The sequence below is a fragment of the Azospirillum brasilense genome (genome assembly GCF_022023855.1).
GTDB classification, from domain to species: domain Bacteria; phylum Pseudomonadota; class Alphaproteobacteria; order Azospirillales; family Azospirillaceae; genus Azospirillum; species Azospirillum brasilense_F.
Map to the genome: position 1 here is coordinate 37,338 of NZ_CP059449.1, position 24,649 is coordinate 61,986.

A 24,649-nucleotide genomic window follows, 5' to 3' on the forward strand; every position below is an offset into this window, starting at 1 on the left:
GCCCCTCCCCCGCCTCAGCCGATCAGCAGGCTGTCGTCGGTGATGTCCTCGCCGCCGCGCTGCTTGGCGAACAGCGCCAGCAGATGCGGCACGTCCAGCCCGGCGCGCTGCTCCCCCGACACGTCGAGCACGATCCGCCCTTCGTGCAGCATCACCGTGCGGTCGCCGTAGTCCAGCGCCTGCCGCATGGAGTGGGTGACCATCAGCGTGGTCAACCGGTTCTCCTCGACAATGCGGCGGGTCAGGCCCAGAACGAACTCCGCCGTTCCGGGGTCGAGCGCCGCTGTGTGTTCGTCAAGCAGCAGGATCTTCGACCCGGCGAGCGTCGCCATCAGCAGGCTGACCGCCTGCCGCTGCCCGCCGGACAGCAGGCCCATGCGGTCGTGCAGCCGGTTCTCCAGCCCCAGTCCCAGCTCCGCGATGCGCTCGCGGAAATGCCGGCGGCGGTCGCCGCGCAGGGCGAAGCCCAGGCCGCGGCGGCGCCCGCGGGCGGCGGCCAGCGCCATGTTCTCCTCGATGGTCAGGGCGGTGCAGCTTCCGACCATCGGGTCCTGAAAGACGCGGGCGACCAGCGAGGCGCGCTTCGGCGTCGCCCAGCGGGTGACGTCAACCCCGTCGATGGCGATGCTGCCCTCCTCGGCGATCACGTCGCCGGCCAGCGCGCCCAGGAAGGTGGACTTGCCGGCGCCGTTGGAGCCGATGACGGTGACGAACTGCCCTTCCGGGATCGTCAGGTCGACGCCGCGCAGGGCGTGCTTCTCCAGCGGGGTGCCACGCCCGAAGGTGACGTGGATGCCGTTGACCGTGATCATCGGGCGGCCTCCCTCTTCTTCGATGCGGCTTTCAGCCGCATCCGCGGCAGGATCAGCGCCACCGCGACCAGGACGGCGGTAACAAGATTGAGGTCGGAGGCCTGGAGCCCGATGGCGTCCGCCGACAGAGCCAGTTGGACCGCCAGACGGTAGAGGATGGAGCCGACGACGCAGCCGACCAGCGCCCACAGCATCGCGCGGGCCGGCAGCACCGTCTCGCCGACAATCACCGCGGCCAGACCGACCACGATGGTGCCGATGCCGGTGGTCACGTCGGCGAAGCCGTTGGTCTGGGCGAACAGCGCGCCGGCCAGGGCGCACAGACCGTTCGACAGCGCCATGCCGGCGTAGATGTGGAAGTCCGTCTGCACCCCCTGCGCGCGGGCCATCCGGGCGTTGACGCCGGTCGCCCGCATGGCGAGGCCGAACTCGCTGTTCAGGAAGCGGGACAGCAGCAGGACGATCACGACGACGACGACCAGAACGACGAGCGGCCGCACCACATGGTCGGGGAGCCCCAGCCCGTAAAAGGGCGTCAGCACCGTGTCCTGCATCAGCAGCGCCACGTTCGGGCGGCCCATCACGCGCAGGTTCACCGAGAACAGCGCGATCATGGTCAGGATGCTGGCCAGCAGGTGCAGGATCTTGAAGCGGACGTTCAGCGTCGCCGTGACCAGCCCGGCCATCGACCCGGCCAGCGCCGCGACGAGGCTGGCGATCCACGGGTTGACCCCGGCGACCAGAAGCGTGGCGCAGACCGCCGCGCCCAGCGGGAAGCTGCCGTCCACCGTCAGGTCCGGGAAATCGAGCACCCGGAAGGACAGGTACACGCCAAGGGCGACCAGCGCGTACACCAGCCCGATCTCGACGGCCCCGAAGAAGGCGATTTCACTCATGATTGGTCCTTGGGGAGTGTCGCGTCGAGCCCCCCTCCCGGCCTCCCCCCGCTGCGCAGGGGGAGGAGAAAAGCCCTCCCCTGCAAAGCGGGGGAGGGTTGGGTGGGGGCCCGTCTCAACCACTCCCCCTCAATGAAACAACTTACTGCGAAACAACTTACTGCCCGACCACCTTGGTCGCGCGCTGGGTCACCGCCTCGGGGATGGTCACGCCCATCGCCGCCGCGGATTTCGGGTTCACGAACAGGTCGGTGCCCTTGGCGAAGGTCACCGGAACGTCGCCCGGCTTCTCGCCCTTCAGGATGCGGACCACGGCCTCACCGGTCTGGCGGCCGACCTGCCGGTAATCGAAGCCGATCGAGGCCACCGTGCCGCGCGCCACGCTGTCGGTGTCCGCGGAGAAGACCGGCAGCTTGGCCTGCTGGCCCACCGCGACGACGCTCTCCAGCGCCGAGACGACCGTGTTGTCCAGCGGCACGTAGATCGCGTCGGCCTTGCCGACGAGGCTGCGGGCGGCGGGCTGGGCGTCGGCGGACTTGGTGGCGGTCGCCTCGACCACGGTCAGCCCGGCCTTCTGCGCCTCGTCCTTCAGCGCCTTGACCAGCGAGACGGAGTTCGGCTCGCCGGCGTTGTAGAGGACGCCCAAACGCTTGACCGACGGCACGATCTCGCGGATCAGCGCCACATGCTCGGCCACCGGGGCCATATCCGACACGCCGGTCACGTTGGCGCCTGGCTTGTCCAGGCTGCGGACGAGCTGCGCGCCGACCGGGTCGGTCACCGCGGTGAAGACCACCGGAATGTCGCGGGTCGACGCCACGACCGCCTGGGCGGAGGGGGTGGAGATCGGAACGATCACGTCCGGACGGGCGCCGGCGAACTGGCGCGCGATCTGCGCGGCGGTTGCGGGGTTGCCCTGGGCGCTCTGATACTCGACCTTCAGGGTGTCACCCGGCGTGTAGCCCGCGGCCTTCAACGCCTCGATCACGCCGTCGCGCGTGGCGTCCAGCGCCGGATGCTCGACGATGGCGGTGATTGCGACGGTCTTGGTCTGGGCGAAGGCGGTGGCGCTGGTCAGCGCGACGGCGGCCGTGGCTGCGGCGAGAAACAGGCGGGTGATCGTCATGGCTCCAGGCTCCCGGAGGGGGTTTGTGCATCCCGTAGACGCCTAGGGGCCGGTCCGTCAACTGCCGGAGCAGGAATCCGATGAGCGAAGACCCGCGCGACGCCCGACTCCAAGCCCTCGAATCCGCCATCACCGACATCGAGGCGGAGGCCCGCGCCGCCGCGCACGCGCTGTGCGCCCATGAGCTTCAGATGCGGCTGGAGAACATCGCCCGCCGCGTCGAGGCCCTGCGCGCGGCGCAACCCCGGAGTGCGAAGGACGGAACGGCGTGACGATCGGTCGCTCCCTCCCCATATGAGGCCCTTCGGGGAGCGGATCGCAGGGGTACGGCCATGACGGCGGAAAACAGGGCGGTGGAAGACGACACTCAGGACGGCGCGCGGTCGAAGACGACGGCGGCGTTGCGCGGGCTGATGGGGCAATGCCCAGCCTGCGGACGCGGGCGCCTGCTGCGGAACTACCTGAAACCGGTGGACCACTGCACCCATTGCGGCGAGGCGTTCGGCCATCTGCGCGCCGACGACGCCCCGCCCTGGATGACCATCCTGATCGTCGGCCACATCATCATCCCGGCGGTCCTGTCGGTCGAGCAGAGCTACGAGCCGGCGACCTGGGTGCATCTCACCATCTGGCCGCTGCTGACGCTGCTGCTGACCGGTCTGCTGCTGCCGCGCTGCAAGGGCGTGGTGTTGGGGCTGCTGTGGAGCACCGGGGCGCCGGGGTCCGAACGCGCCTGATCCACTTCAGTCGAAACTGAGCGCGAAGCTCGCCCGCCCCTGCCCGGCCTGGAGGCGCTGCCACATCACGCCGAAGGCGGCCTCCAGCGCGCGGGTGAAGCGCACGCCATTCAATGCCGGGGACGCCACCAGCCGGTCCCGCAGGCCGCCGCGCAGCGCCGCCAGCCCGGCCGGGTCGGCGACCAGAGCCGCCACCTTGGCGACGTAGCCGTCCGGCCCGTCGGCCACCAGATTGGACAGCCCCGCCGAGGCGAGGTGCGTCACCGAATGGCGGGCGCAGAAGCGGTCGCCGCCCAGCGTCACCACCGGCACCCCCATCCACAGCGCCTCCAGGGTCGTCAGACCGCCGGAATAGGGGAAGGGGTCGAGCGCCACGTCGACCTCCCCGTAGCCGGCCAGGAACTCCCGGTGCGGCGCTCCGCCCCACAGATCCACCCGCGCCGGGTCGAGCCCGGACCGCTCGAACAACGCCAGCGTGCGCGCCGCGGTGCCGGCGTCGTCCAGCCCCGGCGTGCGCAGCAGCAGGCGGGAGCCGGGGACGGCGCCCAGCACACGCGCCCACAGCGCCGCGACCTCCGCGTTCAGCTTGGGCAGCGCGTTGAAGGAGCCGAAGGTCGCGTGACCGCGCGTCGCCAGCGGCAGCGGAGCCACGGCCGGCGCGTCCTCGGGCGGCGCCCAGGGGACGTAGGCGTCGGGCATGCGCACGACTCCCTCGATGCACCAGCCGTCCGACCCTGGCGGGCTCTGCCGCGAATCGGAAATCAGATAGTCCATGGCCGGCAGGCCGGTGGTGCCGACATAGCCCGCCCAGGTCGCCTGCACCGGCGCCGCGCGCCGCGCGAAGACCGGCAGGCGGTTGCCGAAGGTCTGGCCCGCCAGATCGACCAGGATGTGGATGCCGTCCGCCTGGATGCGCTGGGTCAGCGCCTCGTCGTCCATGCCCGTGGTCCAGACCCAGTGGTCGGCGTGGGCCATCAGCCGCTCCGTCTTCCAGTCCGGGTTGGCGGTGTTGGCGTAGCAGACGACCTCGAAGGCGGTGCGGTCGTGATTCGCCAGCACCGGCTCCAGGAAGAAGCCCACGGGGTGCGCGCGGAAGTCTGGCGAGACATAACCGATGCGGATCTTCGGCGCCGGAGCGGCCACCGCGGGCGCCGGGCGGTCGGGGTAGCGGGCGCCCCAGTCCGCGTGGGCCTGGGCGATGGCCGGCATGGTCAGCCCCGGCACGAACTGCATCAGGTAGAGGCGCGAGGCGTGCAGCGAATCGACGTTGCCGTGCTGCGCCACCACGGCGTCGATTTCCGCCAGGGCCTCGTCCGCCCGCCCCTGCATGGCGAGCACGCGGGTGGCGCGGTTGGCCCGCACCTCCGCCCGGCCCGGCGCCAGGGCGAGCGCCGCCCGATAGGCGTCGTCGGCCTCGCCCAGCCGGTTCATTTCGGCCAAAGCGTTGCCGAGGTTGTAGGGGTGCGCCCAGTTGGCCGGATCGAGCCGCCCGGCGCGCCCGTAGAGCGTCACCGCCTCCGCCCGCCGCGCCTGGGCGCGCAACAGCACGCCCAGATTGGCGACGGCCGCCAGCGTCTTCGGGTTTAGCGCGATGGCGCGGCGGAAGAAGGCCTCCGCGCGGGCCGAATCGCCGGCCCGGCGCACCGCCTCCGCCCATGGTGAGCAGCCCGTCCATCGCCATCTCCAGCGACGGATCGAGGTTCAGCGCCCCGGCATAGGCGTTGGCCGCCCCGGCGACGTCGCCCAGGCTTTCCATCACCAGCCCGTAATTGGCCCACCAGACGGGGACCGAGGGATAGGCGGCGATGGCCCGCCCGATCATGTCCAAGGCCTCGTCGAACCGCCCGGCCTGCGCCGCGACGAGGCCCTGGCGGTGCAATCCATCGGCCTCGTGCGGCGTCATCGGGGGCGGCGTCATGACGGTTGGTCCTTACACAGTTGGAGCGGGCGTTACTCGGCGCGGCCGAGTTGGTCCATCAGTTCGCGCCATTCGCGCTTGGACAGGCCACTGGCCTCCTGGGTCACAGCCTCGCCGGAGAGCAGGCGCTTCACAACTTCCAGGCCGGTCTTCGACATGTGGGTGCCGCCCAGCCGGTACTCGCTGAAGGCGTCGAACACGGCGGGCACCCAGCGCTTCACCACGTCCAGCATGGCTTCCGCGTAGACGCGGATCTCGTACTGGGCGTGCGGGTCGGCGCGCAGGCTGAGGAAATGCAGGAGGTTGTGGAGATCGACCTTCCAGTACCACTGGGTGTAATAGTTCAGCGTCAGGTTCATGCGCGCCAGTTCGCGCGCCAGTCCCTGGCGCCCCTCCTCGATGGTGGTGCCGTCCTCGCGCTGGTTCAGCATCTCCTCGTAGTGCGCGTAGACCGCCTCCGAATCGTCGCGCAGCAGCTTCATCACCGCCGCCGCCTCGTCGCCCTGGAGAACGTCGCCGCGGCCCTGCCGGTTGACAACGGCCTGGGCGCCCAGGTTCTCAGGTGTCGGGATGTAGAACTCGCGGTCGAGGATGGAGTAGCGCGCGGAGTATTCGTTGACGTTCGCCGTGCGGTGGCGAATCCACTGGCGGGCGACGAAGATCGGCAGCTTGACGTGGAACTTGATTTCGCACATCTCGAACGGCGTCGAGTGGCGATGGCGCATCAGATACTTGATGAGACCGGCGTCCTCGGTGACCTTCTTGGTGCCCTTGCCGTAGGACACGCGCGCCGCCTGGACGACGGCCGAATCGTCGCCCATGTAGTCGACGACGCGCACGAAGCCGTGGTCCAGGACCTCCAGCGGCTCATAGAGGATCTCCTCCAGGGCCGGAACGGTGGCGCGGCGGGTGGTGGCGGTGACGGCGCGCAGGCGGTCGATCTCGGCGCGCTGCTCGGGCGTGATCGGCATGGGTACTCCGGGGACTGAAATTCGGGCGGCACTCTACGTCCGCGAACCCGGACAGTCACCCCCTTCGCAAGGGCGTCGGGTCAGAATCCGCGGCACCCCCTTTCCATCTTCGGGCGAAGGGCCTATATTGGGTCCGTCGGCAGCAGCCGACTATGGCGATAAACGCCTTGCGGAATAAGCGTTGTGGACCCGGGGGCGGTACCCGGCGCCTCCACCAAACAAACCACCGGTCTCTCGGGCGTTGCCGTAGGGAGCGGGTTCGTTGGGGGCGAAATAGGATCGACACGCGTGGTAAAGGCATGGTCTTCGCCCGGCATGGTTCCGCCGTTATCGGGCCATTGCAATAGTTGCCAACGACAACGTTGCTCCGGTCGCCGTTGCCGCCTAACGGCGGTGACTGACCGAAATCAATCCCCGATGGGTAGCACCTGAGGGTGGGGCCGTGGGCCGCCTAGCAACAGAAGGCCCACACTTACCCGTCTGGCGTTAAGGACCCGCCCAAGAATGCCGAGAGAGCAGTTGCGTTATGACCGCATGGTCGAGGCCGCCTTGCGTGGTGTCGTCCGTGACGCGCTCCGCCAGGTGACGGACCGCGGGCTCCCCGGCGATCATCACTTCTACCTGACCTTCCGGACGGGTTACCCGGGCGTCGACATCCCCGAATATCTGTCGTCCCAGTATCCCAACGAGATGACCATCGTCATCCAGTACCAATTCTATGGGCTGGAGGCGTTGGACGATCATTTCGAGGTGACGCTGAGCTTCAACAACGTGCATGAGCGGCTGGTCATTCCCTACGCCGCCATCACCACCTTCGCCGATCCGTCGGAGAATTTCGCCCTCCAGTTCCAGCCCGTGGAGCCCGCCGAATCGGCGGAAATCGCCACCATCCCCGCGCGCGAGACGCCGGAGAAGAAGGCTGCGGACGGGGCTAAGCCGTCCATCGCGAAGCTCGCCAAGTCCGACGCGGCCAAGGCCGACGCCGGCAAGCCCGACTCTGACCGTTCCGGCGAGGAGCCGAAGCGCGGCGAGGTCGTGGCGCTCGACGCCTTCCGCAAAAAATAGGCTGTCCACCATGGCCACGGTCAGCGAACTCGTCCGTTTCCTGTGCGAGTCGCTGACGCCATTGGGGGCCATCACCGCCCGCCGCATGTTCGGCGGCTATGCGGTCTATTGCGACGGCGTCGTCTTCGCGCTGGTCGCCCGCAACATCCTGTATTTCAAGACCGACGACGGCAACCGGCCGGAATACGAGGCTCTGGGCCTGCGCCCGTTCAAGCCCTTCGACGACAAGCCGACGGTCCTGCCCTACTTCCCGCCGCCCGACTCGGCGCTGGACGATCCGGACGAGCTTTTGTTCTGGGCCCGCCCGGCCCTGGCAGCGGCGATCCGCACCGCCGCCGTCAAGAAGCCGTCCCGCAAGAAAGCTGTCCTTAAGAAGGCCCAGGCCTGAGCCGTCAGATGTTCTCCGCCATGTGGGCGGAGGCGGTGTCCACCGGAGCGGTGCCGGCACGCTGGCGGATCTGACGGGCGAAGCGCGCGGGACTCGGCAGATGGCTGAGGAGGCGCCCGGCGCGGCCCATGGCCGACATCGCCTTGCCCATGCTCATGACGTCGCCGAGCCGGCGGTCCACGAAGGCCCAGGTCTCGGCATGCCCCTCCGACCGGTCGTCCAGCCAGTAGAAGGTCGCGGAGCTGAGCACCGCAGCCAGCGTGGCGCGCTTGGTGTAGTGGTTGAAGTCGGTGGCCGTGTCGCCCGCCGCGAACCACATGGCGTCCACCGTGCGGTAGAGCATGGTCAGGCCCATGCCGAGATTCTGCGGCATGGCGAGATAGGCGAGCAGGCGGCGCTTGGCCTCCATGTGCGGTTCCAGCACCTCGAAATGGGTGCGGATGGCGAGCGCGATCTTCTCGCCCACCCTCATCTCGTCGAGCGGGTGCTTGTCCAGCTCGGCCAGCATGCGGCGGTCGGTCCAGGCCCCGAAATGCTCGACCAGTTCCGGCACGCCGCCGGGGAAGGCGCGGTGCATGGTCGCCGTGTCGTAGCCGGCCATCTGCGCGCCGTCGCGCAGCGCCTGGAGGCTCCAGCCGTCAAACACGATGTTGGGAAGCGTGGACAGCAGGATGTCGTCCCGCACCGCGTCCATATCCAGCGCAGCGTCCATATCAGTCTCTCCCCTCCTGCTGTTCCAGCGCCTCGGTCACGTGATGCGCCTCGTCGGTGAAGGCCAGATAGCGCAGATCGGTCATCCGGTCGATGTAAAGCACGCCGTCCAGGTGATCGCACTCGTGCTGGATGACACGGGCGTGGAACCCCGCCGCTTCGCGCACGATGGGTTCGCCGTCCAGCCCGACTCCGCGGTAGCGGATGCGCGCGAATCGCGGAACGACGCCGCGCAGCTCGGGAATCGACAGGCAGCCCTCCATCCCGTGCTCCATCCCATCGTCCAGCGGCTCGATCACCGGGTTGATGAGGACGGTCGGCTCCACCGACTCGCCACCGGAGCGCATGGCGGGAACGCGGAAGACGATCATGCGCAGCGATTCGTGCACCTGCGGGGCCGCCAGCCCGACTCCGGGCGCGTCCAGCATGGTGTCGATCATGTCGGAAGCCAGCCGCCGGATCTCCGGGGCCGTCGGGTCGGGCACCGGGGATGCGACCTTGCGCAGCACCGGGTGCCCCATGCGGGCAATCTTCAACAGGGCCATGCCCTATTATCTGGGCGCCGCGGGCCGCCGGGCAACCGTTTTGCCCACGCATTATCGCAGCGGAACACGCAGGGTTGGAAGACTCCGCTTCACAGGCGGCCCCGTCCGTGCTACATAAAGGTCCACACAAGGGGTGCGCCCGAAAGCGCATGCCTGTCGCATGCCTGTTTGTTGCTTCATGGCAACTCGGCTCACTTGATAAAGGTGACGGTTAACGTGCAAGTTCTGGTCCGAGACAACAACGTCGATCAGGCCCTCCGCGCGCTGAAGAAGAAGATGCAGCGCGAGGGCATTTTCCGGGAAATGAAGCTGCGCCGGAACTACGAGAAGCCCTCGGAGAAGCGCGCGCGTGAGAAGGCTGAGGCGGTGCGTCGCACCCGCAAGCTGCTCCGCAAGCGTATGGAGCGCGAGGGCTATTAATCCTCAGGCGCGTTTCGCGCCGGATTGACAGGCGCGCTTCGGCGCGCCGGGCATCCATGCGCGTTCGCGCGCTTGCCCCTCTTGTGTCTTGCACCTGCCGCCCCGCGTCTGCGCGTGGGCGGTTTTGGTGCATCTGCGGTCCGCTTCGCCGCACAAGAACGCCTGCCAAAAGAATATTTGCCAAGAAAAGAATGGGGAGGGTCGCCAATGAGCGCATCCAAGGACACTCCGCGCGTCTCCGTGCCGGCGCTGCGCGCGCGCAAGGGCGGAGAGCCGATCGTCTGCCTGACGGCCTACACGACTCCGGTCGCCCGCCTGCTGGACCCGCATGTCGACCTGCTTCTGGTCGGCGACTCGCTGGGCATGGTGGTCTACGGGTTCGACAGCACGCTTCCCGTCACCCTCGACATGATGATCGCCCACGGCGCGGCTGTGGTGCGCGGCTCGCGCCACGCCTGCGTGGTCGTCGACCTGCCCTTCGGCAGCTACCAGGAGAGCCCGCAGGTGGCCTTCCGCAACGCCGCCCGCGTCATGGCGGAGAGCGGCGCCCAGGCGGTGAAGGTGGAAGGCGGGCTGGAGATGGCCGAGACGGTGGCCTACCTGACCACCCGCGGCGTGCCGGTGATGGGCCATGTCGGGCTTCTGCCGCAGTCGGTCAACGCGCTCGGCGGCTACAAGGCGGTGGGCCGCGATCCGGAAGCAGCGGAGCGCATCCGCGCCGACGCCCGCGCCATCGCCGAGGCCGGCGCCTTCTCCCTGGTCATCGAGGGCACCATGGAGTCGCTGGCGCGCCAGATCACCGAGGATGTGACCATCCCGACCATCGGCATCGGCGCCTCCCCCGCCTGCGACGGGCAGGTCCTGGTGTCCGACGACATGTTCGGCCTGTTCGGCGAGTTCCAGCCCAAGTTCGTCAAGCGCTACGCCCAGCTCGGCACCGCCATCGGCGAAGCCGCCGCGACCTACGCCGCCGAGGTGAAGGCCCGCAGCTTCCCCGGTCCGGAGCATTGCTTCGGCGTCAAGAAGGCGTAAGGGCCCCTTCCCTTCCCAGGAGAAAAAGCCGTGCGGCTCCGCACGGCTTTTTTTCTTGTTCCGGGGAACGTCAGGCGCCGTCCACCACAATCATGCGGAAGTCGGCGGCGTCCTTCCGGGCCTCGCGCGCTTCACGGTATTCGGGGCTGTCGTAGAAGGCCTTGGCGGCGTCGTAATCCGGGAACTCCAGGATGACCACGCGGTTGGGCTGCCAGCCGCCTTCCAGCTCCTCCGCCTGCCCGCCGCGGGCGATGAAGCGCCCGCCATTCTTGGCGACCGCGTTCGGGGTCAGCTTCTTGTAGTTTTCATAGGCCGCGGGATTCGTCACGTTCACGTCGGCGATGATGTAGGCGGGCATGGCGTCCTCTCTCCGTTTCTTGCGATGACAAAAAGAAACCCCCGGGGCGCGCCGGCCCCGGGGGTTCATCTTACGCCACACCGGTAAGGGTGCGGGTTACTCCATCGACTTCACGACCTCTTCGGTGACCTTCTTGGCGTCGCCGAACAGCATCATGGTGTTGGGGCGGAAGAACAGCTCGTTCTCGACACCGGCGTAGCCGGCGGCCATGCCGCGCTTGATGAAGAACACCGTCTTGGCCTTCTCGACGTCGAGGATCGGCATGCCGTAGATCGGCGACTGCGGGTCGGTCTTGGCCGCCGGGTTGGTCACGTCGTTGGCGCCGATCACGAAGGCCACGTCCGCCGTGCCGAAGTCGCGGTTGATGTCCTCCAGCTCGAACACCTCGTCGTAGGGCACGTTGGCCTCGGCCAGCAGCACGTTCATGTGCCCCGGCATGCGCCCCGCCACCGGATGGATGGCGTACTTGACCTCGACGCCTTCCTTCTTCAGCAGGTCGGCCATCTCGCGCAGCGCGTGCTGCGCCTGGGCCACCGCCATGCCGTAGCCGGGGACGATGATCACCGACTGGGCGTTCTTCATGATGTAGGCCGCGTCCTCCGGCGAGCCGGCCTTGACCGTGCCGCGCTCACCGCCGCCGGCCGCCGCCGATGCCGCCCCGCTGTCGCCGCCGAAGCCGCCCAGGATGACGTTGAAGATCGAGCGGTTCATGCCCTTGCACATGATGTAGGACAGGATGGCGCCCGACGAGCCGACCAGCGCGCCCGTGACGATCAGCAGGTTGTTCTGCAGCGTGAAGCCGATGCCCGCCGCCGCCCAGCCCGAGTAGCTGTTCAGCATCGAGATCACCACCGGCATGTCGGCGCCGCCGATCGGCAGGATCAGCAGGAAGCCGAGCGCCAGCGCGACCAGAACGATGATCCACATCGCCACGCCGGAGTTGCTCTGCACCAGCCAGACGATGAGGAGGATGGTCAGCACGCCGAGGGCGGCGTTGAGATGGTGCTGGAAGGGGAAGACCAGCGGCTTGCCGGTGACCAGCCCCTGCAGCTTGGCAAACGCGACGATCGAGCCGGTGAAGGTGATGGCGCCGATGGCCGTGCCGAGCGCCATCTCGACCAGCGAGCCCTTGGCGATGGCGCCGGGGACGCCGATGCCGTAGGCCTCGGGCGAGTAGAAGGCCGACAGCGCCACGAACACCGCGGCCAGACCGACAAGCGAGTGGAAGGCGGCGACGAGCTGCGGCAGGGCGGTCATCTCGATCTTCTTGGCGATGACGTAGCCGATGCCGCCGCCGATCGCGATGCCGAGCACGATCATCCAGTAGGACTGGACGATGGGCAGGGCCAGCGTGGTCAGCACGGCGATGGTCATGCCGGCCATGCCGAAGAAGTTGCCCTGGCGGGAGGTCTCCGGGCTGGACAGGCCGCGCAGCGCCATGATGAAGCAGACCGAGGCGACCAGATAGAGAAGGGCGGACAGGGTTTCCATGGTTACTTGCCCTTCTTCTTGAACATCGACAGCATGCGCTGGGTGACCAGGAAGCCGCCGAAGATGTTGACGCTGGCCAGGATGACCGCGAGGAAGCCCATGATCTTGGAGAAGCCGAAGCCGGCCGGGCCGGCGGCGATCAGGGCGCCGACGATGATCACCGAGGACACCGCGTTGGTCACCGCCATCAGCGGCGAGTGCAGCGCCGGCGTCACCCGCCACACCACGTAGTAGCCCACGAAGCAGGCCAGCACGAACACCGTCAGGCCGGTGATGAAGAAGTTGCCGTGGCTCGCCGCGTCCGCGACGGGGGCAGCGTGGCCGAGTGCTGCGGCCTGGGCGGCGAGCGCGTCGATCTGCTGGCTGGCCGCGGCGAGCTGGGCCTTCAGCTCAGCGACGCGGTTGGACAATTGAGTCTGATCCATGTGTCTCTCCCTAATTCCGTCCGGCCTTTAGACCGTCTGGCCGGCGAAGGCGGGATGGACGACCTGCCCATCGCGGGTGAGCGCGATGGCCTTCACGATCTCGTCGTCCCAGTTGAGCGTGACGCCCTTCTCCTTGTCGTGCAGCGACTGCAGCAGAGCGAGCAGGTTCTTGGCGTAGAGCAGCGAGGCGCTCTCGGCGATGCGGCTGGGGTAGTTGGCGTGGCCAACGATCTTCACCCCGTTCTCCGTGGTGACGACCTTACCCAGCTCCGAGCCCTCGACGTTGCCGCCCTGCTCCACCGCCAGATCGATCAGCACCGAGCCCGGCTTCATCGAAGCGACATGCTCGCGCGTCACCAGGATCGGCGCCTTGCGCCCGGGGATCAGCGCCGTGGTGATGACGATGTCCTGCTTCTTGATGTGCTCGGCCACCAGCGCCGCCTGCTGGCGCTTGTAGTCGTCGGACATCTCCTTGGCGTAGCCGCCCGCGGTCTCGGCCTGTTTGAACTCGTCGTTCTCCACCGCGACGAAGCTGCCGCCCAGCGACTGCACCTGCTCCTTGACCGCCGGGCGCACGTCGGTCGCCGAGACGATGGCGCCCAGCCGCTTGGCCGTGGCGATGGCCTGCAGCCCGGCGACGCCGACGCCCATGATGAAGGCGCGGGCCGGCGGCACCGTGCCCGCCGCGGTCATCATCATCGGGTAGGCGCGGCCGTACTCGCTGGCCGCATCCACCACCGCCTTGTAGCCGGCGAGGTTGGCCTGCGAGGAGAGCACGTCCATGACCTGGGCGCGGGTGATGCGCGGCATGAACTCCATGGCGAAGGCGTTCACCCCGGCCGCGGCGTAGGCCGCCACGTGGTCGCGGCTGTTGTAGGGGTTGAGGATGGCAAACAGCAGCGCGCCGCGCTTGATCAGCGCCAGCTCGTCGAGGTCCCCCTCCCCGGCCAGCAGCGGGCGCTGCACCTTCAGCACGATGTCGGCGTCGGCCAGCGCCGACGCGGCGTCCGGCGCGATCTCCGCGCCGGCGTCCTGATAGACCCGGTCCGGCAGGTTCGAGCCCAGACCGGCGCCGGTCTCCACGACCACTTCCAGGCTGAGGGCTTTGAGTTTCTTGACCGTCTCCGGAGAAGCCGCGACGCGATTCTCCCCCGCGCGCCGTTCCCTGGGTATGGCGATTTTCATGGTTCTTTATCTCCCCTGCCGCAAGTGGCCGATTTGCGTGCAATCGGCCTAGACCGTCGGCATCAATGCCGGATTTATGTGACTTTGTGAAGCTCAAGAGCGTCGATGGTATTACCAGCGGTGATGGGTGCGGCGCAACAGCCCGGAGAGGCTTGGCACGCCCGCGTGCAACGGAAAGTGCAAGGTCGCCGCTTTCGCACGCTCCCGCCATCGGTCTTTCGCATCAGGCGTCCATCCGAGGCGGCGGTCGTCGCCACGGGCGCATCCCACTATCCGGGCACACCCGGTCGAGGTATTGGCGCGGTTTGCCGCGGTCTGTGGCATCCGCGCCGATGACGCCGGGAGTCGCTTGCCATCGACGGCGCCCGCCGATATCGTCCGCGCCGGATTCCCCGGAAGCACCCAATTTGAGGTTACCCTTATCATGTCCGACGTCGGCGGCATTGCGGCGGATCGCCTGAAATCCTTCGTGGAGCGCATCGAGCGCCTGGAAGAAGAGAAGCGCGGCCTGCAGGAGGACATCAAGGAGGTCTACTCCGAGGCCAAGGGCACCGGTTTCGACACCAAGATCATCCGCCAGATCATCCGGCTGCGCAAAATGGACAAGGCCGACCGCCAGGAGCAGGAAGCCATCCTGGAGCTCTACAAGGAAGCGCTGGGGATGGTGGAGTAACCACCCCCAACCCCTTCCCCGTCACGCCACCCCGATCAAGCCGCAGCGTCCGCGAGGGCGCCGGCGGCCAGCCGGTCCATCACGTTGCCCAGCAGGGCGAGACCGGCCCCACCGTCGAGCGACAGGATCGACTCGGGGTGGAACTGCACGGCGGCGAGCGGAAGCCGCCGGTGCTCGACCGCCATCACCAGACCGTCGGCGGTCTCCGCGGTCACCGTGAGGTCCGCCGGCAGCCGGTCGCGCCGCGCCACCAGCGAGTGGTAGCGCCCGACCGTCAGCCGCTCCGGCAGGCCGGCGAACAGCGCGCCTCCCAGCACCCGGACTTGGGTCGCCTTGCCGTGGACCGGCTCCGGCAGCACGTCGAGCACGCCGCCGAACCGCTCAACCATCCCCTGCAAGCCCAGGCAGACGCCGAAGACCGGCAGGCCGAGCGCCAGCGCCGCGTCGATGGTGCCCGCCACGTCGAAATCCGCCGGGCGCCCCGGACCGGGGGACAGCACGACCAGATCCGGCCTCCGCTCCGCCAGCACCGCCCGCACGTGGTTGTGACGCAGCGTCGTCACCGACGCGCCGGTCTGGCGCAGATAGTCGGCCAGCGTGTGGACGAAGCTGTCGTCGTGATCCACCAGCAACACCCGTCGTCCCCGCCCGCCGTTGGGAGCCGCCGGAAGAGCGGACGCCGCACCCGCCGTCGTCCCGCGGATGGCGTCGCGGAAGGCGGCGGCCTTCAGGCGGCACTCCGCGTCCTCCGCGTCCGGGTCGCTGTCGGACAGCAGGGTCGCCCCGGCCCGCACGTAAGCGACGCCCTCGGCCATGCGGATGGTCCGCAGGGTCAGGCCGGTATCCATCCCGCCGTCGAAGCCCAGCCGGCCGAAGGCCCCGCCGTACCACCGCCGCGGCGATTGCTCCGTGTCCTCCAGGAACTGCATGGCCCAGCGCTTGGGCGCCCCGGTCACCGTCACCGCCCAGGTGTGGGTGAGGAAGGCGTCCAGCGCGTCCAGGCCGGGCCGCAACCGTCCCTCCACATGGTCCACCGTGTGGATCAGGCGGGAGTACAGCTCGATCATCCGCCGCCCGATCACCCGGACGGACCCCGGCTCGCACACCCGCGCCTTGTCGTTGCGGTCCACGTCGGTGCACATGGTCAGCTCGGCCGCGTCCTTGGCCGAGGTCAGCAGGCGGAGTATCTGCGAGGAGTCGCCCAGCGCGTCGGCCCCGCGCGCCACGGTGCCGGAGATCGGGCAGGTCTCCACCCGCCCGTCGGACACCCGCACATACATTTCCGGGCTGGCGGCGACCAGGAACTCGCCCCGCCCGAGGTTGACGAAGGCCTCGTAGGGCGCGGGGTTGGCGGCGCGCAGCCGCCGGAACACCGCCGAAGGCGCGTCAGCGCAGGGCTCGGCGAAGGTCTGGCCGGGCACCACCTCGAACAGGTCGCCGCGGCGAAAGGCGGCCTTGGCGGTCTCGACGACGCGCTGATACTCGCTGGGCGCGTGGTCGCATCCGCCTTCGGCGTTGGTGTCGGGGCGGTAAGGGTGGTCACGCCCGCCGCGCTCCAGCCCCTCCGTACTCCCCGCCGCCGTGGCGAACTCGTACGCGACGAGCCGCGCGACGCCCGTCCCGGGGTCCAGGGCGACGAGGCGGTCCGGCAGGTAGAGCACCAGATCGCGCTGGTCGTCGGGCCGCTCCAGCCGCAGGCGGATCGGCTCGAACTGGAAGGCGAGGTCGTAGGCGAAGGCCCCGTACAGCCCGAGCAGCGGGTCGTCGGGGGCGGCGAACAGCTCCAGCACCGCGCGCAGGACCGAAAAGACGGAGGGCTGGCGGCTCCGCTCCTCCTCCGGGAAGGGATGGTGGGGCTTGCGGACCAGGGCGGAGACGCGCGACGGCGCCTCCTCAAGACCGGCCAGCGCCTCCAGGCCACGCAGAGCCTCGGCAATGGCCGGCAGCAGCACCCGGCCCCGCGCGTTCAGCGCGTCGAGGCGCAGCGTCCGCCCGCGCGCCGTGACGGCCAGCGGCGGATCGGTGAAGCCCAGCGCGTGGCGGCGGTAGCGGCCCGGCGCTTCCACCCCGCTGGACAGCAGCAGGCCGCGGCGGCGGTCCAGCGCGTCGATCACCGGATCGAGGGCGTTCCGCGGGTCGAGCGCCGTGGCGCTCCGGGTCACGGTCACGCCGCCGCGCGTCCGGAAACGCTGCGGTTCGAGGAGGTTGGGCGAAGCGAGGAGATCGGCGGGATACATGGTGGGGTCTCCGATGGTCGATCCGTTGGCGGACGGACACCCGGAGTTCCCTTGCTCGACGCCTGGATTCCCTGGTCAGGAAAAAGGCCGCCCGGAAGCTCCGGGCGGCCTTTCGATAGTGTGTGCGCTCACGCGCGTCGGCTGGCCGGCCCGGTTAGACGGGCCACCACCAACGACACGACAGGGAGGGCGCAGCGAAAATCATGACACCGAGTTCGCCACAGGGATGCGGGCCTGTCAAGCCCCCTTGCCCAGCCCGGTCGGGTCGGCGGGCGCGTGCCACGCGCGCCGTTCCCCCACCGCCTGCCGCAGCGCCGTCACCGCGGCGGACAGCACCGTGGCGGCGATGACCGCGGCGACCAGATGATCCGGCCAGCCCTGCCCCATCGTCCAGGCGCCCGCCGCCGCCATCATCACCGCGGCGTTGGTCAGCACGCCGTTGCGGGCGCACAGCCAGACCGCGCGCAGCGTCAATCCGCCGCGCCGTCCGGCAAACAGCAGGACCGCCACCGACAGGCTCGCCCCCATCCCGAGAAGAGCGACGAGGCTCATCACCGGCGCGTCGGGAACGGTTCCGGCGTAGGCGCTCCACGCCGTGGCGGCCACCACCCCCAGCCCGAGGACGGTCAGCGTCAGCCCTCTCGCCAGCGTGGCCCAGCCGCGGGACTCCAGCCCCCGCCCCATCATCCACAGGCCGACGCCATGGGTCAGCGCGGCCGCCAGGAAATCCAGCGCGCTCGCCCGCAGGGCCATGGACTGCGTCTCCAGCCCCGCGGCCAGGGCGACGGCGGCCATCAGCCCGTTGACGATCAGCGCCATGCGCAGGGTGCGACGGTAGTCGGCCTGCCGTCCGCTGTTTGAACGACCACCGCTCCCACAAGAGCCTCCACAGCAATTGCCCGCCATCCCGTCACCCTCCGCCCGCTCCACGTGCTCCGTTTCTCATGGAAAGCTAATGTACGCGCTCCGGCCCGTCCATAGGGCAGGCCGTCATTCCGCCCATTCCGGGTCGCTGGTGAAAACGATGGTGAGCCAGCGGTCCGGACCTTCGCCGCCGATGGCCGCACCGACCTCGTCGCGGATCCTGTCCCACTCCTCCAACCTGCGCGGCGGCCAGCCGATCGGAGCGATGAAGAACAGCTCGATCTGCCGCCCCCGGCCCACCCGCGCGACATAGGCGCGGTAGGAGGCGAAGCCATGGCGCCGCACGGTGTCCGACGCGACGGCATCGACGTGCCGCTTGAGGTCGGCGGGTGTGACCAGCAGGACATCGGCCAGCGCCTGCCGCATCGTGCCGACTGGGATCGGAATGACCACCAGACAGACCAGGGCCAGCACCGCCGGGTCGATGTAGGGCGACATCCACTGAAGCTGGGTGCCCTCGATCAGGTATCCGAAGACGAAGGCGACGAGCAGCGCCGCGGTGAGCGCCGCTGCCATGACCCAGGACTTCGCGTCGAGCGCCAAAAAATCGGAATGGACCGTCCGGTTCGCCCGCGTCGCGAAGACCGCCATGCCGGCGGCCACGAGAAGGGTCACCGCCGCATAGACGATCGCATGGTCGAAGGCCAGATTGCGGCCCCCCGTCATCAGGCTGCCCACGGCGTTGATGAGCGCATAGATCGCCGCCCCCATCAGCAGCGTGGCATTCAGCCCGAGGACCATGGGTTCGAGATGCCAGAAGCCCATGGTGAAGCGCTCGGCCAGCTTGCCCCGGCGCGGGCCGGCACTGGTCGAGGCGGCGATCAGGTTCGACACCAACAGCGTCACCATCGTCATGCTGGCGTCCACCAGCGAGTAGATGCCGTCGAAGACGATGGCGAAGGAACCCGACAGCAGGCCGAACAGGATGCCGGCCCCCGCCAGCAGCACCGTGACGGCGATGGACAGGCGAAGAACCTTCTGCTCGGTGGTCATGCGCGCTCTCCCTTTCCCCCCGCAACTCAGCGGTTGCCATGCATTCATGCATAGCGGCCCCATCGAGGCGGCAAAACCGATTTTCCAATCCGGACCGCCAAGCCCTTGCCGGAACCGCCGGCCGCTCCAGGCTCATTCCGAATCGGACCCCGCCGATTCGCCAACCCCAAAGAGGGAGGGTGGACATGACCGTCGTTTCCGAGGTTTTGAACCGCAAAGGCCATAACGTCGCATCGATCCTGCCGTCCGAGTCCATCCGGACCGCCGCCCGCACGCTGACCGACCGGCGCATCGGCGCCCTGGTGGTGTGCGACCGCCGGGGCCGGCTGGCCGGCATCCTGTCGGAGCGCGACGTCGTCCGCGCCGTAGCGATGCATGGCGCCGACGCGCTGGATATGCCGGTGGAGGATCTGATGACCCGTCAGGTCAAGACCTGCCGGCCGGAGGACACGATCAAGGACCTGATGCAGATGATGACGCTGCGCCGCCACCGCCATGTGCCGGTCTGCAACGAGGCAGGCGACCTCGCCGGCGTGATCTCCATCGGCGACGCCGTGAAGGCCCGGTTGGACGAGCAGGCCCACGAGGTGGCCGTCCTGAAGGATCTCGCATTGGTCCGCTAGAGGCACCCCGGACCTTGATCAAGTTCCCGGACGGGGGAGCCGAAGACCAAGCGCACTCCATGAGGCGAAAAGGCTCCCCCGGTCGTGCGCCGATTGGCGCTAACACGTCTCCGTGTCCTGAAATCCCAGGGCGGCGTTCGGATATTCGGTAACGCTTCGTTCCCGAACCTTCGGACCCGACATGCCCCGCCGCTACCCGACCCATCTGAAAATCCTGGTTGTCGAGAACAACCCGCTGCTGCTGCGGGCTCTCCGGGACATGCTGGAGCATTGGGGGGTCGGTCAGGTCGCCCCCGCCGCCAACGGGCAGGAGGCGATGGAGCTGCTGCGCCGGGAGCCCTACGACCTGATGGTCACCGACTGGGTGATGGAACCGGTGGGCGGCGGGCAACTCGTCCGGTGGGTGCGCAGCTCGGTCAGTTGCCTCAGCCCCGATCTGCCGATCATCGTTCTGACCGCCAACGCCGACGTCGCCACCGTGCGCGCCGCCTGGGACGCCGGGGCGGATACCGTGCTCGCCAAGCCGGCCTCGGCCGCCACCATCGCCCGGCGGATCGAAACCGTGCTGAACAATCCCCGCAGGGGTGGACGTTCCCAGGCCGAGGCGGCCAAGGCGAAGCCGACGAACAACAATACGCCTCCCTCCTCCCGCCCGGCGCCGGCCTGTCCGGCGATCTCCTCCGCTCCGGCTCCCCTGCGCCTGCCGCCCCCGCCGCCGCGCCTGCCCGGCCCGTCCACAACGGGAACGGGTCCGCTGCGCTCGGCCGACCCGAAGATGGTCCGTCTGGTGCTGGCGCTCGACCGGCTGGAAAGGGCGGTGGCCTGCCCCGACGCGTTGGGCACGCGGCTGCGCCGCGCGGTGTCCGACCTGCAACTGGCCGCCGCCGGAAACGCCGCGGCCACCGCCATCGTCGCGTCGCTGTCCATCTGCGTCACCTGGGTGGACCACGACGGGGAGAGCTTCCAGGAGGCGGTGCAGGCCCATATGGACGCCCTGCGCTGGACCATCAGCATCGGTGGCGGGGCAGATTCCTCCGCCGCCCTGCGGGTGATGATCGGCGCCCTGCGCGCCATGGTGCGCAGCCTCAGCCTACGCGACGGCAACGGCCCCAACCTGTGGCCGGACGGCGCCTTCGGCGCGCCGGATCACGGCGGCGACGCGGGTCATTCATCCAGTCATTCTCCCCTGCCGCCCGCCTGAAGACTTCCCATATCGGGTAAGAAGCCCCACCCCAACCTTCCCCCGTTTCGCGGGAGAGGGTGCCTTCTGCGAAGCGGCGGCAGTCCCCTCCACCTCGAAGAGGGGGAGGGTTAGGGAGGGGGGAGTGGTCAAACGCATTGGAAGGCGAGCGGGAATGTCCCGCCGAAGGGCGATTCCCGCCCGTCCGTTTCACAGCGCTGCGAGCGCCGGACCGTTCCTTGCTTTTTGCGGAAGGAGGCCCCGCGCCGGTTGCCGAATAAGACAGCCTCCATTACCTTTTTGCTTGTCGAACAAACACAACAAGCGGCGCGGCGAACGCGCCCCGAACAGCGCTTTTCAGGGCGCCACAAAGGGGATGGAACAATGGCTCTCGCAACCGTGACCCTTGACGACAAGTACGCGCTTGAACAAGGGCGCGTGTACCTGACGGGAACCCAGGCGCTGGTGCGCCTTCCGATGATGCAGCGCCAGCGCGATCTTGCCGCAGGGTTGAACACCGCCTGTTTCATTTCGGGTTACCGTGGATCTCCATTGGGCGGCTTCGACCAGAATTTGTGGAACGCGCGCAAGTTCCTGGAGAAGAACCACATCCAATTCCAGCCCGGCGTGAACGAGGAGCTGGGCGCCACCGCTGTCTGGGGCAGCCAGCAGGTCGGCATGTTCCCCGGCGCCAAGTACGACGGCGTCTATTCCATGTGGTACGGCAAGGGTCCGGGCGTCGACCGGTCGGGCGACGTGTTCAAGCACGCCAACGCCGCCGGCACGTCGCGCAACGGCGGCGTGCTGGTTCTGACCGGCGACGACCACAACGCCAAGTCCTCCACCTTCCCGCACCAGTCCGAACACGCCTTCATGCACGCGATGATCCCCGTGCTGAACCCGTCGGGCGTGCAGGAGATCCTGGATTACGGCCTGATCGGCTGGGCGATGAGCCGCTGGTCCGGCTGCTGGATCGCCATGAAGACGATCGCCGAGACGGTGGATACCTCGGCGTCCGTGTACATCGACCCGCACCGCGTCAGCCCGATCGTCCCCGCCGACTTCCCGATGCCGCCGGGCGGCCTGAACATCCGCTGGCCCGACCCGCCGCTGGAGCAGGAATACCGGCTGATGAAGCACAAGCTGTACGCCGCCCTGGCGTTCGCGCGTGCCAACCGGCTGGACAAGGTGATGATGGCCTCGCCACGCCCGCGCTTCGGCATCGTCACCACCGGCAAGAGCTATCTGGACGTCCGGCAGGCCTTCGACGAGCTGGGCATCACCGAGGAGATGGCCGCCGACTGGGGCCTTACCGTCTACAAGGTCGGCATGCCCTGGCCGCTGGAGCGCGACGGCGTGCGCCACTTCGCCGAGGGGCTCGACGAGATCGTCGTGGTCGAGGAAAAGCGCGCTGTCATCGAGAACCAGCTCAAGGAGCAGCTCTACAACTGGCACCCCGACGTCCGCCCGAAGGTGGTCGGCAAGTTCGACGAGCATGGCGAGTGGATACTCCCCTCCGCCGGCGAGCTGTCGCCCGCGCAGATCGCCGTGGTCATCGGGCGCCGGCTGGAGCGCTTCGTCGACAACGAGAACCTGAAGCGCCGCGTCGCCTTCCTCGACGCCCAGGAGAAGCAGAAGGCCCATCAGGCCCGCGTCATCCGCAAGCCGACCTTCTGCTCCGGCTGCCCGCACAACACCTCCACCCATGTGCCGGAGGGCAGCCGCGCGCTGGGCGGCATCGGCTGCCACTACATGGCGACTTGGCTCGACCGCAAGACCAACACCTTCACCCAGATGGGGGGCGAGGGCGTGCCCTGGGTCGGCCAGGCCCCCTTCACCGAGGAGAAGCACATCTTCGCCAACCTCGGCGACGGCACCTACTACCACTCCGGCATCCTGGCCATCCGGCAGGCCATCGCGGCGAAGGCCAACATCACCTACAAGATCCTGTTCAACGACGCCGTGGCGATGACCGGCGGCCAGCCGGTGGACGGCACGCTGACCGTCCAGTCGCTCGCCAACCAGCTCCGCGCCGAGGGTGTGGGCCGCATCGTCGTCGTCTCCGACGAGCCGGAGAAGTACGGCATCGGCGACGGCCTGCCGCAATACACCAGCGTCGAGCACCGCGATGACCTGGAGCGCGTGCAGAAGGAGATGCGCGAGGTGTCCGGCGTCACCGCCCTGATCTACGACCAGACCTGCGCCACCGAGAAGCGCCGCCGCCGCAAGCGTGGCAAGATGGTCGACCCGGCCAAGCGCGTGATCATCAACGAGCTGGTCTGCGAGGGCTGCGGCGACTGTTCCGTGAAATCCTCCTGCGTGTCGGTGGTGCCGCTGGAGACGGAGTTCGGGCGCAAGCGCCAGATCGACCAGTCGAGCTGCAACAAGGACTATTCCTGCACCAAGGGCTTCTGCCCGAGCTTCGTGACGGTGGAGGGTGGGCAGCTCCGCAAGCCCAAGCCGGTCGAAGCGAAGGCGGGCGCCGCCGCCGGTGCCGACCCGTCCGACCTGCGCACCCCCACCCTGCCCACGCTCGACCGGCCCTGGGGCATCTACGTCACCGGCGTCGGCGGCACCGGCGTGGTGACCATCGGCGCCCTGCTCGGCATGGCCGCCCACATCGAGGGCAAGGGCGTCGGCGTGCTCGACATGACCGGCCTCGCCCAGAAGGGCGGTGCGGTGACCAGCCACATCCGCATCGCCGCCACGCCGGAGGACATCCATTCCGTCCGCATCGCGGCGGGCGGGGCCGACGCGGTGGTGGGCTGCGACCTGATCGTCGCCGGGGCGGGCGACGCCCTGTCGAAGATGGCGCACGGCCACACCCGCGCGGTCATCAACACCCACGACACCATCACCGTGGACTTCCTGAAGAAGCCGGACTTCACGGTTCCGGTCCGCGATCTGGTGGCCGACATCCGCAAGGCCTGCGGCGAAGGGGCGGTGAACGCCTTCGACGCGACCAAGCTGGCGACCGCGCTGATGGGCGACAGCATCGCCACCAACCCCTTCCTGATGGGCTACGCGTGGCAGAAGGGGCTGATCCCGATCACCGCCGAAGCCATCCTGAAAGCGATCGAGCTGAACGGCGTGGCCGTGAAAATGAACACCGACGCCTTCAACTGGGGCCGCCGCGCCGCCGTCGATCTGGCCGCGGTGGAGGCAGCCGCCAACCCGCCGCAGGAGCAGGCCGCAGCCCACGACCTGTTCATCCTCGACCAGCGCCGCCCGTCCGCCAGCCTGGACGAGGCCATCGCCCGCCGCACCGCCTTCCTGACCGACTATCAGGATGCGGCCTACGCCAGCCGATACCACGCGCTGGTCGACTGGACGCGGCGCGTCGAGGGGCAGAAGATCCCCGGCTCCACCGCCCTGACCGAGGCCGTGGCCAAGGGCTACTTCAAGCTGCTCGCCTACAAGGACGAGTATGAGGTGGCGCGGCTCTACACCGACACCGGCTTCGTCGAGCAGGTCGGGCGGATGTTCGAAGGCGACTACAAGCTGGTCTTCCACATGGCCCCGCCGGTGATGGGCGAGAGCGGCGAGGATGGCGGCGAGCCGAAGAAGAAGCGCTTCGGCCCGTGGATGCTTAAGGCCCTGCGCCTGCTCGCCAAAGGCAAGCGCCTGCGCGGCAGCCCGCTCGACCCCTTCGGCTGGCTGGCCGAGCGCCGCATGGAGCGCCGCCTGATCGCGGACTACGAGGCTATCATGGGCGAGATCCTGCACGGCCTGACCCGCGACAACCACGCCACCGCGGTGGAGATCGCCCGCCTGCCGCAGGAGATGCGCGGCTATGGCCCGGTGAAGGCCCGCAACGTCGAAGCGGCCAAGGCGAAGGAGGCCGCCCTGCTCGACGGCTTCCGCCAGCCCGCCGCCCCGCAACCGATGGCCGCGGAGTGACCGCAAGGTTTTTGACCGAAGCGACCGGGTGCGGGGGGC

Annotated in this window: 23 protein-coding genes, 1 other RNA gene and 1 pseudogene; 11 read left to right on the plus strand and 14 right to left on the minus strand. The window is 68.8% G+C overall.

Going from position 1 to position 24,649, the window contains the following annotated elements:
* Positions 1 to 14 precede the first annotated feature (14 nt).
* From H1Q64_RS00175 to H1Q64_RS00185, 3 genes are all read right to left on the minus strand, one after another.
* The gene (locus H1Q64_RS00175) at positions 15 to 812 is read right to left on the minus strand and encodes an ABC transporter ATP-binding protein (protein ID WP_237903901.1); all 798 of its coding nucleotides are present in this window, start codon (positions 810 to 812) and stop codon (positions 15 to 17) included.
* Positions 809 to 1,708 (minus strand): ABC transporter permease, encoded by a 900-nt coding sequence (locus H1Q64_RS00180; protein WP_200777016.1) that lies wholly within the window; start codon positions 1,706 to 1,708, stop codon positions 809 to 811. Before H1Q64_RS00180 ends, H1Q64_RS00175 begins: the two co-directional genes overlap by 4 nt.
* A 157-nt stretch (positions 1,709 to 1,865) precedes the next feature.
* Positions 1,866 to 2,834 carry an ABC transporter substrate-binding protein gene (locus H1Q64_RS00185; protein ID WP_237903902.1) on the minus strand — a complete coding sequence of 323 codons (969 nt, stop codon included), beginning with the start codon at positions 2,832 to 2,834 and terminating at the stop codon, positions 1,866 to 1,868.
* 80 nt (positions 2,835 to 2,914) lie between these two features.
* Between H1Q64_RS00185 and H1Q64_RS00190 the strand changes: the two genes are divergently transcribed.
* Both H1Q64_RS00190 and H1Q64_RS00195 read left to right on the plus strand, forming a co-directional pair.
* Entirely contained in the window at positions 2,915 to 3,106 is a 192-nt protein-coding gene (locus H1Q64_RS00190; RefSeq protein ID WP_237903903.1) for a hypothetical protein, read from the plus strand.
* Positions 3,107 to 3,166: 60 nt separating this feature from the next.
* Complete coding sequence (locus tag H1Q64_RS00195) at positions 3,167 to 3,571, plus strand: DUF983 domain-containing protein (RefSeq protein ID WP_237903904.1); 405 nt, start codon at positions 3,167 to 3,169, stop codon at positions 3,569 to 3,571.
* 6 nt (positions 3,572 to 3,577) lie between these two features.
* Here the strand turns inward: H1Q64_RS00195 and H1Q64_RS00200 are convergent, their stop codons facing one another.
* Together H1Q64_RS00200 and thyX are read right to left on the minus strand one after the other, a co-directional pair.
* The gene (locus H1Q64_RS00200) at positions 3,578 to 5,215 is read right to left on the minus strand and encodes a glycosyltransferase family 41 protein (protein WP_237903905.1); all 1,638 of its coding nucleotides are present in this window, start codon (positions 5,213 to 5,215) and stop codon (positions 3,578 to 3,580) included.
* Between the two features lie 306 nt (positions 5,216 to 5,521).
* On the minus strand, positions 5,522 to 6,460 hold the full coding sequence (thyX, locus tag H1Q64_RS00205; RefSeq protein WP_145678343.1) for an FAD-dependent thymidylate synthase: 939 nt from the start codon (positions 6,458 to 6,460) through the stop codon (positions 5,522 to 5,524).
* A 96-nt stretch (positions 6,461 to 6,556) separates the two neighbouring features.
* Between thyX and ssrA the strand changes: the two genes are divergently transcribed.
* The 3 genes from ssrA to H1Q64_RS00220 all read left to right on the plus strand — a co-directional run bounded on the left by ssrA (position 6,557) and on the right by H1Q64_RS00220 (position 7,913).
* Positions 6,557 to 6,933, plus strand: a transfer-messenger RNA (tmRNA) gene (ssrA, locus tag H1Q64_RS00210).
* 31 nt (positions 6,934 to 6,964) lie between these two features.
* Positions 6,965 to 7,525 carry an SspB family protein gene (locus H1Q64_RS00215; protein WP_237903906.1) on the plus strand — a complete coding sequence of 187 codons (561 nt, stop codon included), beginning with the start codon at positions 6,965 to 6,967 and terminating at the stop codon, positions 7,523 to 7,525.
* A gap of 10 nt (positions 7,526 to 7,535) precedes the next feature.
* Complete coding sequence (locus H1Q64_RS00220) at positions 7,536 to 7,913, plus strand: TfoX/Sxy family protein (protein ID WP_237903907.1); 378 nt, start codon at positions 7,536 to 7,538, stop codon at positions 7,911 to 7,913.
* 4 nt (positions 7,914 to 7,917) lie between these two features.
* Here the strand turns inward: H1Q64_RS00220 and H1Q64_RS00225 are convergent, their stop codons facing one another.
* Positions 7,918 to 8,625, minus strand: coding sequence for a COQ9 family protein (locus tag H1Q64_RS00225; RefSeq protein ID WP_237903908.1), 708 nt, complete (start codon positions 8,623 to 8,625; stop codon positions 7,918 to 7,920).
* A gap of 1 nt (position 8,626) precedes the next feature.
* Positions 8,627 to 9,169 carry a peptide deformylase gene (def, locus tag H1Q64_RS00230; protein WP_237903909.1) on the minus strand — a complete coding sequence of 181 codons (543 nt, stop codon included), beginning with the start codon at positions 9,167 to 9,169 and terminating at the stop codon, positions 8,627 to 8,629.
* 216 nt (positions 9,170 to 9,385) lie between these two features.
* Here def and rpsU point away from each other — a divergent pair, with 216 nt between their 5' ends.
* Both rpsU and panB read left to right on the plus strand, forming a co-directional pair.
* Positions 9,386 to 9,589 carry a 30S ribosomal protein S21 gene (gene rpsU / locus H1Q64_RS00235; RefSeq protein ID WP_012974546.1) on the plus strand — a complete coding sequence of 68 codons (204 nt, stop codon included), beginning with the start codon at positions 9,386 to 9,388 and terminating at the stop codon, positions 9,587 to 9,589.
* A 207-nt stretch (positions 9,590 to 9,796) separates the two neighbouring features.
* Positions 9,797 to 10,621 carry a 3-methyl-2-oxobutanoate hydroxymethyltransferase gene (gene panB / locus H1Q64_RS00240; protein WP_237903910.1) on the plus strand — a complete coding sequence of 275 codons (825 nt, stop codon included), beginning with the start codon at positions 9,797 to 9,799 and terminating at the stop codon, positions 10,619 to 10,621.
* Positions 10,622 to 10,691: 70 nt separating this feature from the next.
* On the opposite strand, the gene H1Q64_RS00245 is transcribed toward panB, so the two are convergent.
* The 4 genes from H1Q64_RS00245 to H1Q64_RS00260 form a co-directional block, all read right to left on the minus strand.
* Positions 10,692 to 10,979, minus strand: a complete 288-nt coding sequence (locus tag H1Q64_RS00245) for a DUF1330 domain-containing protein (RefSeq protein ID WP_237903911.1) — start codon at positions 10,977 to 10,979, stop codon at positions 10,692 to 10,694.
* 96 nt (positions 10,980 to 11,075) lie between these two features.
* On the minus strand, positions 11,076 to 12,470 hold the full coding sequence (locus H1Q64_RS00250; RefSeq protein ID WP_014239969.1) for an NAD(P)(+) transhydrogenase (Re/Si-specific) subunit beta: 1,395 nt from the start codon (positions 12,468 to 12,470) through the stop codon (positions 11,076 to 11,078).
* Between the two features lie 2 nt (positions 12,471 to 12,472).
* Entirely contained in the window at positions 12,473 to 12,895 is a 423-nt protein-coding gene (locus H1Q64_RS00255) for an NAD(P) transhydrogenase subunit alpha (RefSeq protein WP_014239968.1), read from the minus strand.
* Between the two features lie 27 nt (positions 12,896 to 12,922).
* Complete coding sequence (locus tag H1Q64_RS00260) at positions 12,923 to 14,080, minus strand: Re/Si-specific NAD(P)(+) transhydrogenase subunit alpha (RefSeq protein WP_149650494.1); 1,158 nt, start codon at positions 14,078 to 14,080, stop codon at positions 12,923 to 12,925.
* A gap of 424 nt (positions 14,081 to 14,504) precedes the next feature.
* Between H1Q64_RS00260 and H1Q64_RS00265 the strand changes: the two genes are divergently transcribed.
* Positions 14,505 to 14,753: a DUF2312 domain-containing protein gene (locus H1Q64_RS00265; RefSeq protein WP_014239966.1), complete on the plus strand. Its 249-nt coding sequence runs from the start codon at positions 14,505 to 14,507 to the stop codon at positions 14,751 to 14,753.
* A 35-nt stretch (positions 14,754 to 14,788) separates the two neighbouring features.
* Here the strand turns inward: H1Q64_RS00265 and H1Q64_RS00270 are convergent, their stop codons facing one another.
* From H1Q64_RS00270 to H1Q64_RS00280, 3 genes are all read right to left on the minus strand, one after another.
* Entirely contained in the window at positions 14,789 to 16,990 is a 2,202-nt protein-coding gene (locus H1Q64_RS00270) for an anthranilate synthase (protein WP_237903912.1), read from the minus strand.
* 237 nt (positions 16,991 to 17,227) lie between these two features.
* A complete protein-coding gene (locus H1Q64_RS00275; protein WP_237903913.1) occupies positions 17,228 to 17,809 on the minus strand; it encodes a cation transporter in 582 nt (193 codons plus the stop codon).
* A gap of 171 nt (positions 17,810 to 17,980) precedes the next feature.
* Positions 17,981 to 18,907, minus strand: coding sequence for a cation diffusion facilitator family transporter (locus H1Q64_RS00280; RefSeq protein WP_237903914.1), 927 nt, complete (start codon positions 18,905 to 18,907; stop codon positions 17,981 to 17,983).
* Between the two features lie 185 nt (positions 18,908 to 19,092).
* Here H1Q64_RS00280 and H1Q64_RS00285 point away from each other — a divergent pair, with 185 nt between their 5' ends.
* From H1Q64_RS00285 to H1Q64_RS00295, 3 genes and pseudogenes are all read left to right on the plus strand, one after another.
* Complete coding sequence (locus tag H1Q64_RS00285) at positions 19,093 to 19,530, plus strand: CBS domain-containing protein (protein ID WP_237903915.1); 438 nt, start codon at positions 19,093 to 19,095, stop codon at positions 19,528 to 19,530.
* A gap of 181 nt (positions 19,531 to 19,711) precedes the next feature.
* Positions 19,712 to 20,731 carry a response regulator gene (locus tag H1Q64_RS00290; protein ID WP_237903916.1) on the plus strand — a complete coding sequence of 340 codons (1,020 nt, stop codon included), beginning with the start codon at positions 19,712 to 19,714 and terminating at the stop codon, positions 20,729 to 20,731.
* 360 nt (positions 20,732 to 21,091) lie between these two features.
* Positions 21,092 to 24,610: pseudogene (locus tag H1Q64_RS00295) on the plus strand (indolepyruvate ferredoxin oxidoreductase family protein); the annotation flags it as partial.
* Positions 24,611 to 24,649: the final 39 nt, after the last annotated feature.

Excerpts from the sequence above, each read along its gene's own strand:
- H1Q64_RS00175 (WP_237903901.1), bottom strand. The coding sequence starts at position 812 with ATGATCACGGTCAACGGCATCCACGTCACCTTCGGGCGTGGCACCCCG.
- H1Q64_RS00180 (WP_200777016.1), bottom strand. The coding sequence starts at position 1,708 with ATGAGTGAAATCGCCTTCTTCGGGGCCGTCGAGATCGGGCTGGTGTAC.
- H1Q64_RS00185 (WP_237903902.1), bottom strand. The coding sequence starts at position 2,834 with ATGACGATCACCCGCCTGTTTCTCGCCGCAGCCACGGCCGCCGTCGCG.
- H1Q64_RS00190 (WP_237903903.1), top strand. The coding sequence starts at position 2,915 with ATGAGCGAAGACCCGCGCGACGCCCGACTCCAAGCCCTCGAATCCGCC.
- H1Q64_RS00195 (WP_237903904.1), top strand. The coding sequence starts at position 3,167 with ATGACGGCGGAAAACAGGGCGGTGGAAGACGACACTCAGGACGGCGCG.
- thyX (WP_145678343.1), bottom strand. The coding sequence starts at position 6,460 with ATGCCGATCACGCCCGAGCAGCGCGCCGAGATCGACCGCCTGCGCGCC.
- H1Q64_RS00215 (WP_237903906.1), top strand. The coding sequence starts at position 6,965 with ATGCCGAGAGAGCAGTTGCGTTATGACCGCATGGTCGAGGCCGCCTTG.
- H1Q64_RS00220 (WP_237903907.1), top strand. The coding sequence starts at position 7,536 with ATGGCCACGGTCAGCGAACTCGTCCGTTTCCTGTGCGAGTCGCTGACG.
- H1Q64_RS00225 (WP_237903908.1), bottom strand. The coding sequence starts at position 8,625 with ATGGACGCTGCGCTGGATATGGACGCGGTGCGGGACGACATCCTGCTG.
- def (WP_237903909.1), bottom strand. The coding sequence starts at position 9,169 with ATGGCCCTGTTGAAGATTGCCCGCATGGGGCACCCGGTGCTGCGCAAG.
- panB (WP_237903910.1), top strand. The coding sequence starts at position 9,797 with ATGAGCGCATCCAAGGACACTCCGCGCGTCTCCGTGCCGGCGCTGCGC.
- H1Q64_RS00245 (WP_237903911.1), bottom strand. The coding sequence starts at position 10,979 with ATGCCCGCCTACATCATCGCCGACGTGAACGTGACGAATCCCGCGGCC.
- H1Q64_RS00250 (WP_014239969.1), bottom strand. The coding sequence starts at position 12,470 with ATGGAAACCCTGTCCGCCCTTCTCTATCTGGTCGCCTCGGTCTGCTTC.
- H1Q64_RS00255 (WP_014239968.1), bottom strand. The coding sequence starts at position 12,895 with ATGGATCAGACTCAATTGTCCAACCGCGTCGCTGAGCTGAAGGCCCAG.
- H1Q64_RS00260 (WP_149650494.1), bottom strand. The coding sequence starts at position 14,080 with ATGAAAATCGCCATACCCAGGGAACGGCGCGCGGGGGAGAATCGCGTC.
- H1Q64_RS00265 (WP_014239966.1), top strand. The coding sequence starts at position 14,505 with ATGTCCGACGTCGGCGGCATTGCGGCGGATCGCCTGAAATCCTTCGTG.
- H1Q64_RS00270 (WP_237903912.1), bottom strand. The coding sequence starts at position 16,990 with ATGTATCCCGCCGATCTCCTCGCTTCGCCCAACCTCCTCGAACCGCAG.
- H1Q64_RS00275 (WP_237903913.1), bottom strand. The coding sequence starts at position 17,809 with ATGGCGCTGATCGTCAACGGGCTGATGGCCGCCGTCGCCCTGGCCGCG.
- H1Q64_RS00280 (WP_237903914.1), bottom strand. The coding sequence starts at position 18,907 with ATGACCACCGAGCAGAAGGTTCTTCGCCTGTCCATCGCCGTCACGGTG.
- H1Q64_RS00285 (WP_237903915.1), top strand. The coding sequence starts at position 19,093 with ATGACCGTCGTTTCCGAGGTTTTGAACCGCAAAGGCCATAACGTCGCA.
- H1Q64_RS00290 (WP_237903916.1), top strand. The coding sequence starts at position 19,712 with ATGCCCCGCCGCTACCCGACCCATCTGAAAATCCTGGTTGTCGAGAAC.